Here is a 14,612-nt window from a genome sequence, read left to right as displayed (position 1 = left end):
GACGCCCGGAGGAACCGGAGGACCTGTGAGCAGCACCCGCGCCCCCGAGCTGCTCGGGCGGATGGCCGCCGTCGTCGACGCGCCGCTGGCCGACTCCCGGCAGCTGGCCGCGGTCAGCGGCCTCCTGTTCCCCGTGCTGACGCTGATGGTGCGCCTGCCCCAGACCATGGTGCCGCTGGGCGTGCTCACCACGGTCGGGCTGGTCACCGGCTCGCCCGCCCTGGGCGCGCTGTGCGCCGGCGCGGTGACCTTCGGCTCGGCCCTGTGCGGGATCGCGATGGGCGCGGCGGCCTCGTGGCGCCACCGCCGGCTCGTCCTGGTCCTGCTCACCCTCCTCCACCCGCTGGCGCTCTGGTGGATCGTCCGGCTGCTCCCCGGCCCCGACGCACCGGCCGACGCCGCCCGGCTCGTCCCCGCGTGCCTGCTCGCGGGCCTGGTCCTGCCGCAGATGGGGGTCGTGTGCCGGCTGCGCTGGCTCTCCCTGCTGTGCCGCGACTCCCGGGAGGACCTCGTCGACGCGGCGCTGCGCCACGAGAGCGTCATGGACTCCCTGGGCACCGTCCTGGCGGCCGTGGTCGCCGGGGTCGTGGCGGTCACCCTGGGGCCCGGGGCCGTGCTGGCCCTCGCCGCGGGCCTCACCCTGGTGGGCACCGCGGCGGTCCTGCTGCACCGCTCGGCGCGGCTGCCACCGGCGGCCCTCCACTACCGGCCCCCGCTGCCGCCCGCGCCCACGCGGGCCGCCCGGCAGCACCGGCGGCGGCTCCGGGAGCTGCGCCTCCTGCCCGTCGTGGGGACCACGGCGATGGGCGCCCTCGTGGGCTCCATGCTCGGAGCCGTCGCGGTGTTCGCGTTCTCGGTGGACGCCCTCGTCTCGGTGAGCTGGCTGTACGCCGTCGCCGGCCTGACGTCCGTCCTGGCGGCGGTGCTGGGCTCCTCCGGAGCCGCCACGGGCGGGCTGTGGAACCGCTGGGTGGTCGCGGCGGCCGCGTCCGTGCTCGCCTCGATGCTCCTGTCGATCCCCGACGACTCCGTGGGGATGGTCGTGGTGCTGGCGCTCGCCGGGCTCACGATCGGGCCGGGCCTCGTGGCGGTCTACGAGATCGCCGCCCTCGTGGCGCCCAGCGCCCGGGTCACGGCCCTGACCACGGTGATGACCGCCGGCATGAGCGTCGGGCTGACCCTGGGCCTGGTGCTCTCCGGGTGGTCGGGGGAGCACTGGGGCTACCGGACCGCCGCGCTGTTCCCCGTCCTGTCGGCGGCGGTGGGGCTGGCCGCCGCGCTGCGCTTCGTCCACCGCTGGCGGCGCACCGCGCCCCCGGCGCCCCGGCCCGCCGGCGGCTGACCTCCCGGCGCCTCCGGGCCCGGGGCGGTGAAGCACACCGAGCCCGGGCAGTGCCCCGGGGTGTGCACCGCGGTCAGGGTCGGCCCGCCGACGGCCTCCACCACCTTGGCCGGGTCGCGGGCGGGGTCGATGAGCAGGCACGCCTGGTCGTCGCCGACGACCCACACGTCGTCCTCCACCACCCAGGTGCCCCGTCTAGGGATCCTCCGCGGACCTCTGCGGGGGATCGCGGGGGACCTCCCGCGCACGGCGCAGGAAGTCCACGGCACCGTGCCGCGCGGCGCGGGCGGTCAGCACGTCCACGTGGCCGCGGCCCGGGACGAGGAGGACCTCCGTGGGGGCGCCCGCGGCCCGGCGGCGGCGGGCCAGCTCCTCCGGCTCCGCCCACGGGTCCTCCGCCCCGGCGAAGAGCAGGGCCGGCTGGGGCGGCACCGCGGTGTCCGGGTCGAAGGGGTCCGCCCCGACCCGCCGCGCGAACTCGGTCCACGCCCGGGCGCGCCGGTCGTGGTCCGTCCCGGGCCCGGACGCGGGCCGGCCGGTGAGCGCGGCGGCGAGCGCGCGGGCCGCGGGCGAGGCATCGGGGGCGCCCTCGAGGGCCCGGCCGAGCTCGGCCAGCCGGTCCTCGGCGCCGAGCCCGCCGAGCACGAGGGGCCCGGTGCCGGGGCGGCGGACGGCCGCCGCCCACGCCAGCTGGGCACCGAGAGAGTAGCCCACCAGCGGGACCGGCCGCCCGGCGCCGAGGCCGTCGACCAGCTCGGTGATCCGCCCGACGAGCCCGGCCCGGGTCGTGCCGGCCAGGTCGGTGCCGGGCTCCGGCCCGTGACCGGGCAGGTCCACGCCCAGCGGCCGGAAGCCGGCGCGCTCCAGCGCGGAGGCCCAGCCCGTGCGCACCCACCCCGAGAACGCCGCAGCGGCGAACCCGTGGATCAGCACCACGGGTTCGCCGCTGCGGTTCTCGCCGAGCTCGAGGAGCTCCATGCGCGGTGCCCGTCCGCGGGCGGACGGCGCCGTCCTAGCTCTCGGAGCGGTCGTCGGCGGAGTAGTCGATGTGCTCGTGCTGGAGGCGCAGCTTGCGGCCCTGGTCGACGAGCTTCTCCTTCTTCTTGTCCACCTTGTCGATCTGGCGGGTGTCCCGCGGCGGGAGCTGGATGGTCTCCTCGGCCTTGATGCCGCCCTGGAGCTCACGGGCGCGCTCCACCTCGGCGTCGATCTCCGCGCCCAGCAGCAGGACGTTGTTGATGATCCAGATGCCGAGCAGCAGGGCGATGACGGAGCCGATGATGCCGTAGGTGGCGTTGTAGGACGAGAAGTTGCTCACGTAGAACGAGAACGCCGCCACGGCGACGGCCGCCACGAACAGGGCGACCAGCGAGCCCAGGCTGATCCAGCGGAACTTGGGCTGCCGGACGTTCGGGGTGAAGTAGTACAGCACGGCGAGCAGCAGCACGGCCAGGGCGACGACGGCGGGCCACTTCGCGATGTTCCACACCATCACGGTGGTGTCGCCGAGGCCGACGAGGTCCCCCACGACCCGGGCGAGGTCCCCGGAGAGGATGAGCGCCACCAGGATCACGGCCACGATGAGGACCGACACGAGGGTGACGAGGATGTTCATGGGCCGCAGCTTCCAGATGGGCCGGCCCTCCTCGACCTCGTAGATGCGGTTCATGGCCCGGCCGAACGCGCCGGTGTAGCCGGACGCCGTCCACAGGGCGCCGAGGATGCCGGTGACCAGGGCGAGCCCGGCCCCCGTCTGCGTGGTGAGGTTGTTGATGGGCCCCTGGAGCAGCGTGGTCAGCTCCGGCGGGGCGTACTGGCCGAGCCAGCCCGTGATCGCCCGCGTCGTGGCCTCGCCCTGCCCGAAGACGCCGAGCAGCGAGACGAGGGCGAGCAGGGCGGGGAAGAGCGAGAGCACCGCGAAGTAGGTCAGCGACGCGGCGAGATCGGTGCACTTGTCCTTGGAGAACTCGGAGAGCCCCCGCTTGAGGATGTAGCCCCACGAGGGCTTGCTGAGCTCGGTGGGGCTGTCGGGCTTCCGGGCGTCCTCCGGGTCCGGAGCGGTGTGCTCCCGGGACCGGCTGTCCTGGCTGGTGTCCTGGGCCATGCTGCGTCCTTCGAGGTCGGCCGCCGGGTGCGGGGCGCGGGACTCCGGGCGGCGGCGGGGGCGTGTGGGGGATGTCTCGTGCATCAGTGTACTGATGAATGCCCGGGGTGGGCGACAATGGAGCGTCGGACCACCGCTCCGACCAGGCCGGACCCTCCGAGAGGACCCTCGTGACCACGCGCACCGTCGCCGCCCAGGTGGACTTCACCGCCGAGACCGACCACCTCGCGGTGTTCTCCCTCGCCGTCGCCCGCCCCGGCGGCGCGGCCCCGGCCGGGGAGAGCCTGCGCCTGCTGGTGGACGGGCGGCAGGTGCCGCTCGAGGAGAGCCTGGACCTGCACGGCACCCGCCTGCACCTGGCCCGCGTGCCCGGCGGCACCGAGTGCTCCGTGTCCTACCGGCTGGAGCTGGACGGCGCCCCCGCCGCCGCCCCGCCGGCCGATTCGGTGGACCACGTGCGCTACACGCGGCCCAGCCGCTTCTGCCCCTTCGACGAGATGGTCGGCACCGCGCAGGCCCTCTTCCCGGGCGCCGCCGGCGGGGCCGGCGGCTACGGGACGCTCCAGGCGGTGCGGGACTGGGTGCACGAGCACCTCGACTACGTCCCGGGCGCGTCGGCCGGCACCGACACCGCGGTGGACACCTTCCTCAGCCGGCGGGGCGTGTGCCGCGACTACGCGCACCTGGTGATCACGCTGCTGCGGGCCCTCGCGATCCCCGCCCGGCTGGTGTCGGTGTACGCGCCCGGGCTCGACCCGATGGACTTCCACGCCGTCGTGGAGGCCTGGCACGACGGCACCTGGTACGTCCTCGACGCCACCGGGCTCGCCCCGCGCTCGGAGTTCGTGCGCATCGCCACGGGGGCCGACGCCTCGGAGACCGCCTTCATGACCACGCTGGGCGGGAGCGTCGCGCTGGGCGGGATGCAGGTGTCCGCCGTGTCCTCGGCGCGCGCCGAGGAGGACCCGCGGGCCCGGGTGGTCCTTCCCCTGTAGCCGGCGGGCTCAGAGGGAGGTGACGGCGTCCCGCAGGCGCTCGGCCAGCCGGGTCAGGATGAGCAGCTCCTCCTGGTCCAGGCCCGCGGTCATGAGCTCGTGCACGTGCAGCCGGAACTGCTCGGCGATCTCGAGCTGCATGGCCCGGCCCTTCTCCGTGAGGCGGATCCTCAGGCCCCTCAGGTCCTGGGGGTCCTGCCAGCGATGCACCAGCCCCTTCAGCTCGAGGCGCTCGAGCATGCGGCTGAGGCTGGACTGCGTGAGCAGGACGTACTCGTTGAGCTCGTTGAGCCGCATCCCCGCCTCGTCGGCACGGGAGAGGTTGAAGAGCACGTCGTACTCACGGGCGGACAGGTCCGCGAACTCGGGTTGTCGCTGCAGGCGCCGCATCACCGCCACCTGGGCCCTGTAGAGGGCCTCCCAGGCGTCGGCGCTCGTCTGCACGCGATCTGTCTCTCTGCGGGGCACGCCTTCATGCTACGACCGCGTTTCATCGATGCACCCGGGCGCGGGTGTCCCCCTTTCGGGGGCCCCTCCGGGGCCCGGAGGCCGACGCCGAGGCCGGCGGCGGGCCGTTGCCGGGATGACCAGCGCCGATGCTCCGGGGGCGGCCCGGGGGTGCCGGGACGGGCCCAGGCACCCCCATTGGTTTTCTTGTGCAAACGTCCACGAAAGAGCACGTGCCCGCACGCTGTCACACGGTGCTCAGCCGCGGACCGGCGCCTCCTGCTGCCCGGCGGGCGCCCCGGTGCGCGCCCGCACGCGCGCCGCGTGGGTGGGGCCGTCCGGCACGTGGGCGGGGCGCCGGGCGTCCAGCTCCCGGCGCAGCTCGGGGAGGACGTGCTCGCCGAACAGGTCCAGCTGCTCCAGCACGGTGGCCAGGGGCAGGCCCGCGTGGTCGATCAGGAACAGCTGCCGCTGGTAGTCCCCGAAGTACTCCTGGAAGCCGAGCGTGCGCTCGAGCACCTCCTGCGGGGAGCCCACGGTCAGCGGCGTCTGCGCCGTGAAGTCCTCGAGGGAGGGACCGTGCCCGTACACGGGCGCGTTGTCGAAGTAGGGGCGGAACTCCCGCACGGCGTCCTGGGAGCTGGGGCGCATGAAGAACTGCCCGCCGAGGCCCACGATCGCCTGGTCGGCGGCGCCGTGCCCGTAGTGCTCGTAGCGCTCCCGGTAGAGGTCGATGAGCCGCTTGAAGTGCTCCCGCGGCCAGAAGATGTTGTTGGCGAAGAAGCCGTCGCCGTAGTAGGCGGCGACCTCGGCGACCTGCGGGGTGCGGATCGAGCCGTGCCACACGAACGGCGCGACGCCGTCGAGCGGCCGCGGGGTCGAGGTGAAGTGCTGGAGCGGGGCGCGGAAGGTCCCGGTCCAGTCCACGACCTCCTCGTCCCACAGCCGGCGCAGCAGGGCGTAGTTCTCCACGGTGAGGTTCACGGAGTCCTGCTGGCGCTTGCCGAACCAGGGATAGACCGGCCCGGTGTTGCCGCGGCCCAGGGTCAGGTCCGCCCGGCCCTGCGCCACGTGCTGGAGCATCGCGAAGTCCTCGGCGATCTTCACGGGATCGTTCGTGGTGATCAGCGTGGTCGCCGTGGAGAGGATGATGCGCTCGGTCTGCGCGGCGATTGCCGCCAGCAGCGTGGTGGGCGAGGACGAGAAGAACGGCGGGTTGTGGTGCTCCCCGATCGCGTAGACGTCCATCCCGATCTCCTCGACCTTGCGGGCGATGGCGATCTGGGCCGTGATCCGTTCGTGCTCGGTGGGCGTCCGCCCCGTGGTCGGGTCGGGGGTGATGTCCGAGACGCTGAACACGCCGATCTGCATGGGTCCTCCTGGTGCGGGTCCGCGGGACGCGGCGGGGTGCCGCGACGCCGTCATCCGGAAAACGTGGACACGTCACTAATTATTCCGGGGGGCCGTGCGGGCGGCGATGCGCTCCTCGCGCCGGCGGGAGCGGGCGAGCCGCCGGGACTCCAGGAGGCGGTAGAGCACCGGCACGAGCACCAGGGTCAGCAGCGTCGAGGACGCCAGGCCGCCGATGACCACGACGGCGAGGGGCTGGGAGATGAAGCCGCCCTCGCCCGTGAGCCCCAGCGCCATGGGCGTCATGGCGAGCACCGTGGCCAGGGCCGTCATGACGATGGGGCGCAGGCGCCGGGCCGCGCCCTTCTCGATCGCCTCCTCGAGCCCCATCCCGTGCTCGGGACCGCGGTACTGGTTGATGAGGTCGATGAGCACCACCGCGTTGGTCACCACGATGCCCACGAGCATGAGCACGCCCACCAGTGACGCCAGGCCCAGCGGCACGCCGGAGACGAGCAGGGCCAGCACCGCGCCCGTCGCGGCGAAGGGGATGGAGACCAGCAGGATCAGCGGCTGGGCCAGGGACCGGAAGGCCGCCACGAGGACGATGTAGACGATGGCGATCGCGGCGAGCACGGCGAGGCCCAGCTGCTGGAACGTCGACCGCTGCTCCGTCGCCGCGCCGCCGAGCTCGGCGGCGGCCCCCTGCGGCAGCTCGAGCGCGGCGAGGGCGTCGGCGACCTCCGCGGACGTGGTGCCCAGGTCGTCCGTGCCCGGGGTGACGGCGATGGTCGCGGTGCGCCGGCCCCCGCTCGAGGTGATGGTCTCCGGCGTCAGCACCTCCTCGACCCGGGCGACGTCGGACAGCCGCGCCGCCCCGCCCTCGGCGGGCACCGGCAGGGCGCGCAGCTGCTCGATGCTGGCCACCGCCCGCCCCTCGCCGATGCGCACGGCGACCTGGTCGGCCTCGAGCTCGACGGTGCCGGCCGGGATGGGGTTGACCGTGCCGGCGAGCAGCCCGGTCACCTCCTCCTCGGTCAGCCCGCGGGCGGCGGCGGCGGCACGGTCGACGGTGACGACGACGGCCGGCTGCGTGGCGGCGAGGTTGCTGGTGACCTGCGTGGCCGAGCCGATGCCGCGCATCGCCCCGACCACGGCCTCGTCCGCCGCGGCGAGCGCGTCCTGGTCCGGGGCGGTGATCTGCACCTCGACGTCGCTGCTGGTGAAGCCCTGGCTGCCCCCGACCTCGAACTCGCCCGCGCCCTCCAGCTCGCCCAGTTCCCGGCGCACGGTCTCGCGCAGGGCCACCTGGTCGGCCTCCGGGTCCGTGACCACGCTGTAGGTCGCGCTGTTCGTCCCGTTGCCCGGCAGGAAGGCCGAGAAGCCGCCGCCCGGGCCCATGGTGACCTGCACGTCGCGGATCCCGTCCGTCCGGGCGAGCACGGCCTCGGCCTCGGCGGCCCTCTGCTCGGTGACCTCCAGGGCGGTGCCCGGCGGCAGCTCCTGGTCGATCGTCATGGTGTTCTGCCCGGTGTCGCCGAGCAGGTTCGTGGGCAGGGTCGGCAGCAGCGCCGCCGTCCCGGCCAGGACCAGCACGCTCGCCGCCAGGGTCAGCCCCGGGTGGCGCTGGGTGCCGCGCAGGACGGGCAGGTAGGTCTTCTCCAGGCGCGTGGTCGGCACCGGGGCCGCCCGTGCCCACGGGGCGGGGCGGGAGGGCCGGGCCGACGCCCGCCCGCGCCGGGACCGCGCCAGCCGGGGGTCCCGCAGGAACCAGTACGCGAGCACCGGGACGATGGTCAGCGACACGACCAGGGAGGACAGCAGCGCGAGGGTCGTCGTCAGCGCGAAGGGCCGGAACAGCTCGCCGGTCACGTCCCCGACGAAGGCGATGGGCACGAACACCGCCACGGTGATCAGGGTCGAGGCCGTGACCGCCCCGGCGACCTCCCGCACCGCGGTGAGGATCGCCCGGGTCCTGGCGTTGGCCGGGTCCGTGCTCAGGTCGACGGTCCCGTAGTGGCGCTTGATGTTCTCGATGACCACGATCGAGTCGTCCACCACGCGCCCGATCGACAGCGTCAGGGCGGCCAGCGTCAGCAGGTTCAGCGAGTAGCCGAGGGCGTCGATGCCGATGAAGGTGGCCAGCAGGGACAGCGGGATGGAGATCGCCGTGACCAGCGTGGAGCGCAGCGAGGCCAGGAACACGAGGATCACGAGCACCGCGAAGACGAGGCCGAGCAGGCCCTCGATCGTCAGGTCGTGGATGGAGCGCTCGATGTAGGGGGCCTGGTCGAAGATCGGGGTGATGCGCGCGCCGCTGCCCAGCTGCTCCTCGAGCTCCGGGACCATCCCCGTGGCGGCGTGGGAGATCCCGACCGTGTCGCCGTCGGGGGTCTTGGTCACGGACACCGCCAGCGTGGGCTCGCCGTTGGTGCGGGTGATCGAGGTTTGCTCCTGGTCGACGAGCTCCACGGTCGCCACCTCGCCCACCGTGACCGGCTGCTCCCGGTCCCCGGCCAGCGGGACGGCCCGCACGGCCTCGAGGGAGTTCAGGGGGGAGCCGGCCTGGACCGGGATGCTGGTCCCGGCGCCGTCGACCGTGCCCACCGGCACCAGGCCACCGCTCTCCTCCAGGCCCGTGCGGATGTCGGCGGGGGTGGCTCCCGCGGCGGCCAGCCGTGCCGGGTCCGGCAGGATGGACACCGCCTGCTCCGGGGCGCCGCTGACCTCGGCGGAGCGCACGCCCTCGATCTGCTGCAGCTCCGGGACCGTGAGCCGCTCGAGGTCCGCGGCGAGGGCGCTGAGCTCCTGGTCGGAGGAGACGGCGAGGAAGAGGATGGGGAAGTCCGCCACGGACCCGGCGAAGGAGGTCGGCTCGACGTCCTCGGGCAGCTGCCCGGCGGTGTTGGAGATCGCCCGCTCGACCTGGTTGCGCGCCCGGTCGAGGTTCGTGCCGTACTCGAAGCCCAGCCGGATGCTCGACAGCCCGCTGCTCGAGGTCGACGACGACGTCTCCAGGCCCTCCACGATGTTCAGCGCGCGCTCCAGCGGCTGCCCCACCTGCTCGTCCACGACGGCGGCGGAGGCCCCGGGCATCGCGGAGACGACGCTGATGACCGGGATCTCCAGGGACGGGATCAGCTCCTGCTTCATCGAGCGCAGGCTGAAGACGCCGAACACGGCCACGAACAGGGTGATGAGGACGATCAGGGCACGGTTGGCCATGGAGGCCCGGGCGAGCTGGAACACTCGTGCTCCTCGTGTGTGGGTGTGCCGGGGAAGAGCGCCGGCACGGATCGTTCCCAGCCTAGTCCGGGGACGACGGAGGCCCCGAACCAGTGGGTCGGGGCCTCGGTCGCAATGCCTCGCGGCCGGCGCGTCAGCGGATGCCGAGCACCCGGGCGGTGTGGCCCATGACCTCGTCCGCGAGCTGCGGGTGCTCGTCGAGCTTCACGCCGTAGGACGGGATGAGCTCCTTGATCCGGGGCTCCCACGCGGGCATCCGGGCGGGGAAGGCCTTGCCGAGCAGGTTGAGCATGATCGGCACGGCCGTGGAGGCGCCGGGGGAGGCGCCCAGCAGGCCGGCGATGGAGCCGTCCGCGGAGGTGATGAGCTCGGTGCCGAACTGCAGCACGCCGCCCTTCTGCTTGTCCCGCTTCATGACCTGCACGCGCTGACCGGCCTCCACGAGCTCCCACTGCGAGCCGTCGGCGGTCGGGAAGAACTGCTGCAGGGCCTCGACGCGCTGCTTCTTCGTCTTCGCGAGCTCGCTCAGCAGGTACTTCACGAGGTCCAGGTTGGCCAGGCCCGCGCGGGTCATCGGGTAGATGTTGTGCGGGCGCACGGACAGCGGGAGGTCCAGGAAGGAGCCCTGCTTGAGGAAGTTGGGCTTGAACCCGCCGTACGGGCCGAAGAGCAGGGCGCGCTTGCCGTGCTCGTAGCGGGTGTCGAGGTGGGGGACCGACATGGGCGGGGCGCCCATGGAGGCCTGGCCGTAGACCTTGGCGTCGTGCTGGGAGGCCACGGCCTCGACGGTGTTGCGCAACCACAGGCCGGAGACGGGGAACCCGCCGTAGCCCTTGGCCTCGGCGATGCCGGACTTCTGCAGCAGCGGCAGGGCGCCGCCGCCCGCGCCCACGAAGACGAACCGGGCCCGGACGAGCCGGTGGTCCTCGTCGTTGAGCCGGTTCTTCACCCTGGCGACCCAGCTGCCGTCGCTCTGGCGGTCGAGGTCCACGACCTGCTGGCCGTAGCGGACGGTGCCGCCCTTCGCCTGCAGGTGCGCGACCTGCTGGCGGGTGAGCTCGCCGAAGTCGACGTCGGTGCCCTCGGGGGACCAGGACGCGGCCACGCGCCCGGCGCCGCGGCCGTGCATGGTCAGGGGGGCCCACTCGGCGATCTTCTCGCGGTCCTCGGTGAACTCCATGCGCTCGAACAGCTTGTGCGGCTTGAACGCCTCGTAGCGCCGGCGCAGGTAGTCGGCGTGGGCGTCGCCGAAGACCAGGGACATGTGCGGGACGGGGTTGATGAACGTGCCGGCGTCCTGGAGCTTGCCCTCGGAGACGAGGGAGGCCCAGAACTGGCGGGAGAGCTGGAACTGCTCGTTGATGCTCAGGGCCTTGGCCGGGTCCACGGAGCCGTCCGCGGCCTGCGGTGCGTAGTTGAGCTCGCACAGCGCGGAGTGACCGGTGCCGGCGTTGTTCCAGACATTGGAGCTCTCGGCGCCGACCTGGTCCAGGCGCTCCAGCAACGTGATCCCCCACTGCGGCTCGAGCTCCTTGAGGAACACGCCGAGCGTGGCGCTCATGATGCCTCCGCCGATCAGGAGGACGTCGGTCGATTCCGTTGCCTGAGGTGATGTCACAGTCGCTGCTCCCGTTGGACGGCCGGCGCTCCGGTGCGCCGGTGAATGGTCGGGAACAGAGTAACGCTCCGCGCCGACGTTTCCGGAATCCCGGGGTCCCCGCCGCCCGGGAGCTCAGCCGGCCGGGTCGAGGCGGACCCGGTTGAACTGCTCGAAGCCCGTGGACGTCAGGGGGAAGGACTCGACCGAGCCGTCCACCGCCACGGCGGAGATCGGGTGGGCGAGGGGAACGGCCGGCAGGATGCGCGAGACGCGGTTGTTGATGGACACGTATGCCCCCGAGCGGTCGTCCCCGTCGGGCAGCCTCGCCGCGCGGTTGACGACCCCGAACAGGGAGGTCTCCGCCAGGCCGAACTCGCCGTTGGGGGTGCCGAAGAGCGCGGCCATGAAGTAGTCGGGGTCGCGGTAGCCGCCGTTCCAGCCCAGCAGGTGCAGGGCGTGGTCGCCGTCGGGGTCCTGCACCTGCTCCACGTACCCGTCGGACCAGTCCACGGGGACCGGCTCGATGACGAAGCCCGCGCGCACCAGCTGCGCGGCGATGTCCGCGTAGACCTTCTCCGGCTCCTGCATGTACGTCCGCGACGTGTTGCGGGGGTAGTAGAATCGCAGCGGCTCGCCGTCGTAGCTGGAGGACGCGAGCAGCTCCCGCGCCCGCTGCGGGTCGTAGGAGGGGACCCGCAGGTCCGTGCCGTCCAGCGCGAAGCGCGCCGGCAGGAACTGGTCGGCCACCCGGGTGCCGTCCGGGTAGTGCTCGCGCACGATCGCCCCCCGGTCCACCGCGGCGGCGATGGCGGCGCGCACCTCCGGGTCGTCGAGCGGCTCGACGTCCTGGTTGATGCCCAGGTAGGACACCGAGTACGGGTCGCGCTGGAGCACCTGGACGCCGTGCCGGGCCAGGGGCGCGAAGGAGTCCAGGCCGACCTGGTCGTAGCCGTCGACCTGGCCCCGGCGCAGGGCCACGTAGCGCAGCTCGGGCTCGGCGATCGTGCGGAACTCGAGGGTGCCGATGTCGCCGAGCTCGCCCCAGTAGTCGGGGTTCGCGGTGAGCTCCACGGACGCGCCGTCGCCCGAGGCGTACCGGAAGGGGCCGGTCCCCACGGGGTGCTCGCCCTGGGTCCCCGCGGCCAGCGACGCCGGGGAGGCGATCCCGAAGGCCGGCTGGGTCAGGGCCCGCAGCAGCGGGGTGTGCTCCGTCGCCAGGGAGAGCACCACCGTGGAGGGCGAGGACGCGGTGCAGTCCTCGTAGACGGGCGCCGTGCCGCGCGCGTTGGTGCGGAAGACGGTGTCGAAGGGCGTCCGGGACCCGTCGGCCCCGAGGGACTCCCAGCGCTCGAAGTTGGCGCACACCGCGGCGGCGTCCAGCTCCGTGCCGTCGTGGAAGCGCACGTCCTCGCGCAGCGCGAAGGTGTAGGACAGCCCGTCCCCGGACACCCTCCACGACGTCGCCAGCGCCGGCGCCGGCTCTCCGGTCGAAGGGTCCGCGGCCACGAGGCCGTCGAGCACCTGCGTGGCGATCCGGGAGGTCTCGAGGTTGTCGACCGTCGCGGGGTCCAGGGTGGGCGCCTCCGCGGCATTCGCGAAGACGAACGTGCGGGTGGGCACGGCCGGGGGCCCGGAGCCCGCCGGGCCGGGCGCGTCCTCGCCGGGGGAGCAGGCGCTCAGCCCGACCAGCCCGGCGACGAGCAGGAGCGCGGCCGCGGTGCGGGGGGTTCGCCTGGGCGCCATGGGTCCTTCGCTGCCTCGCCGGGTCGGTCGTCGCTGTGGGGCCTCGGCCCCGGGCCGGGCCCGGGGCCGTGCGGTGCGCGAGGCGGGACTCGAACCCGCACGCCGGTCAGGGCACAGGAACCTAAATCCTGCGTGTCTGCCAGTTCCACCACTCGCGCCGAAGGGCCCCTCGGGACCCCCGCCCATCCTAGCCTCAGGCGGTGAGCCCGAGGTCCCGGCGCAGCTTCGCGACGTGGCCGGACGCCTTGACGTTGTACTGGGCGAGCTCGACGGTCCCGTCCGCGCCGACCACGACGGTGGAGCGCACGAGGCCCTCGTAGGTCCTGCCGTAGTTCTTCTTCTCGCCCCAGGCGCCGTAGGCCTCGGCCACCTCGTGGTCGGGGTCGGACAGCAGCGGGAAGGTGAGGGACTGGTCCCGGGCGAAGCGGGCCAGCGCCTCCGGGCCGTCGGGGGAGATCCCCAGCACGGCGAAGCCCTCGGCCGTGAACCGGTCGAGGCTGTCGCGGAAGTCGCAGGCCTGCGTGGTGCACCCGGGCGTGGCGGCCTTCGGGTAGAAGTAGACGACGGTGCGCCGGCCGCGGTGCTCGGCCAGGGAGACGGGGCGGCCCGAGGCGTCGGGCAGGGTGAAGTCCGGGGCCTGCTGGCCCGGCTCGAGACGTGCGGCCATGGGTGGTCCTCCGTGGGGTCGGGCAGCGCGGGGCGCTGCGGGCGTGGTCCGGTCCCCGAACCCTACCGCCGGCTCCCCGGGCCGTCCTGGCGGCCCGCAACGGCGTGATCCGGACGACTCGGCGTTCACGTGGAGTGAAATGCTCGTAAGTTTGCTTAGCATGGTGCTGATTTCCCCCTTCCGGGTCGGTAGAATGCTTCGCATGCCTTTCACCACTCAATGGCCGACAAATCGACTGCTATCGACGGCTGCGCGGCTCGTGGAGCACGCGTGGAACGAACGCCTCGCCTCGCTCGGCGTGACCCATGCCGGGGTCATGGCCCTCGACGTCCTCCAGACGGCGGGGAGCATGACCCAGGCCCAGCTGGCCCACCGGGTGCGGGTCCAGGCCCAGACCATGGGCAAGACCCTGCACCGGCTCGAGCTCCACGGCCACGTCACCCGCTCCAAGAACGTGCGGGACCGGCGCAGCCACCTCGTGTCGATCACCCCCGAGGGCCAGCGGATCCTCGAGGCCGCCACCCAGCTCGAGGACGAGCTGGTGGGGGACGGGCTGCTCACCGACGAGTCCCTGCGCCGCACCCTCGCCGACATCATCACCACCCTGGGCGGTGCCCGCTGGAAGCTGCGGGTCCAGCCCGACGGCACCGTCACCGACGCCGGCTCGCCCGACGCCACCTCGGCCGAGGAGGTCCGGGACACGGCCGAGGCCATCGCTCCGGCCGACACCTCCTCCTGATCCCTGCTCCGCGCACCCGCGGCGGCGGGTGCGGGGTGCGGGCGCGAACGGCACGGGGCGCGACGGGGTCGCCGGCCCGTGCGTGCACGTGGGCGGGGACCCCGGCCCAGGGTCTCCGCGAAGGGCCACCCGGGATGCCTGCGCGTTCCGGGTTTTTTGCTGCCCGGGCGCGGCCGACGAGGGCCCGGGTGCGGCGGAGGGCCGGGTACGACGAAGGCCCGACCGGGCGTTCTGCCTGGTCGGGCCTTCGTTCGTGGGTGCGCCCCCTCGGACTCGAACCGAGAACCCATTGATTAAGAGTCAATTGCTCTGCCAATTGAGCTAGAGGCGCTTGTCGTGCGGCAAGAACACTAGCACGGACCGGTCCGTGGACCGAATC

The 14,612-nt window shown here is 73.5% G+C and carries 11 protein-coding genes and 2 tRNA genes; 3 read left to right on the top strand and 10 right to left on the bottom strand.

The features are described 5' to 3' along the window. The first annotated feature begins 25 nt into the window (after positions 1-25). Positions 26-1,342 (top strand): hypothetical protein, encoded by a 1,317-nt coding sequence (locus tag ACYSMR_RS03755; RefSeq protein WP_461747417.1) that lies wholly within the window; start codon positions 26-28, stop codon positions 1,340-1,342. A gap of 195 nt (positions 1,343-1,537) precedes the next feature. On the opposite strand, the gene ACYSMR_RS03750 is transcribed toward ACYSMR_RS03755, so the two are convergent. Next, the gene (locus ACYSMR_RS03750) at positions 1,538-2,320 is read right to left on the bottom strand and encodes an alpha/beta fold hydrolase (RefSeq protein WP_461747416.1); all 783 of its coding nucleotides are present in this window, start codon (positions 2,318-2,320) and stop codon (positions 1,538-1,540) included. Positions 2,321-2,354: 34 nt separating this feature from the next. Beyond that, positions 2,355-3,446 (bottom strand): YihY/virulence factor BrkB family protein, encoded by a 1,092-nt coding sequence (locus tag ACYSMR_RS03745; protein WP_251331958.1) that lies wholly within the window; start codon positions 3,444-3,446, stop codon positions 2,355-2,357. A gap of 170 nt (positions 3,447-3,616) precedes the next feature. Between ACYSMR_RS03745 and ACYSMR_RS03740 the strand changes: the two genes are divergently transcribed. Continuing rightward, positions 3,617-4,441: a transglutaminase-like domain-containing protein gene (locus ACYSMR_RS03740; protein ID WP_461747415.1), complete on the top strand. Its 825-nt coding sequence runs from the start codon at positions 3,617-3,619 to the stop codon at positions 4,439-4,441. Between the two features lie 9 nt (positions 4,442-4,450). Here ACYSMR_RS03740 and ACYSMR_RS03735 read toward each other — a convergent pair whose 3' ends face one another. From ACYSMR_RS03735 to bcp, 7 genes are all read right to left on the bottom strand, one after another. Then, positions 4,451-4,885 (bottom strand): MarR family winged helix-turn-helix transcriptional regulator, encoded by a 435-nt coding sequence (locus tag ACYSMR_RS03735; protein ID WP_461747414.1) that lies wholly within the window; start codon positions 4,883-4,885, stop codon positions 4,451-4,453. A 261-nt stretch (positions 4,886-5,146) separates the two neighbouring features. Further along, the gene (locus ACYSMR_RS03730; RefSeq protein ID WP_251331955.1) at positions 5,147-6,259 is read right to left on the bottom strand and encodes an LLM class flavin-dependent oxidoreductase; all 1,113 of its coding nucleotides are present in this window, start codon (positions 6,257-6,259) and stop codon (positions 5,147-5,149) included. Positions 6,260-6,334: 75 nt separating this feature from the next. Beyond that, the gene (locus ACYSMR_RS03725) at positions 6,335-9,487 is read right to left on the bottom strand and encodes an efflux RND transporter permease subunit (protein WP_461747413.1); all 3,153 of its coding nucleotides are present in this window, start codon (positions 9,485-9,487) and stop codon (positions 6,335-6,337) included. A 130-nt stretch (positions 9,488-9,617) separates the two neighbouring features. Then, positions 9,618-11,102 carry a malate:quinone oxidoreductase gene (locus ACYSMR_RS03720; RefSeq protein ID WP_461747412.1) on the bottom strand — a complete coding sequence of 495 codons (1,485 nt, stop codon included), beginning with the start codon at positions 11,100-11,102 and terminating at the stop codon, positions 9,618-9,620. 114 nt (positions 11,103-11,216) lie between these two features. Next, the gene (locus tag ACYSMR_RS03715) at positions 11,217-12,827 is read right to left on the bottom strand and encodes an ABC transporter substrate-binding protein (protein WP_461747411.1); all 1,611 of its coding nucleotides are present in this window, start codon (positions 12,825-12,827) and stop codon (positions 11,217-11,219) included. 74 nt (positions 12,828-12,901) lie between these two features. Next, positions 12,902-12,985, bottom strand: a tRNA-Leu gene (locus ACYSMR_RS03710). A 35-nt stretch (positions 12,986-13,020) separates the two neighbouring features. Then, positions 13,021-13,494 carry a thioredoxin-dependent thiol peroxidase gene (gene bcp, locus ACYSMR_RS03705; protein WP_309125427.1) on the bottom strand — a complete coding sequence of 158 codons (474 nt, stop codon included), beginning with the start codon at positions 13,492-13,494 and terminating at the stop codon, positions 13,021-13,023. Positions 13,495-13,696: 202 nt separating this feature from the next. Between bcp and ACYSMR_RS03700 the strand changes: the two genes are divergently transcribed. Continuing rightward, on the top strand, positions 13,697-14,233 hold the full coding sequence (locus ACYSMR_RS03700; RefSeq protein ID WP_251331950.1) for a MarR family winged helix-turn-helix transcriptional regulator: 537 nt from the start codon (positions 13,697-13,699) through the stop codon (positions 14,231-14,233). A 258-nt stretch (positions 14,234-14,491) separates the two neighbouring features. Here the strand turns inward: ACYSMR_RS03700 and ACYSMR_RS03695 are convergent. Continuing rightward, a tRNA-Lys gene (locus ACYSMR_RS03695) sits at positions 14,492-14,564 on the bottom strand. Positions 14,565-14,612 lie beyond the last annotated feature (48 nt).

It is taken from the genome of Kocuria sp. U4B (assembly GCF_054875615.1).
Note: the sequence above shows the minus strand (reverse complement) of the source record. Positions and strands in the feature narration are given on the sequence as shown.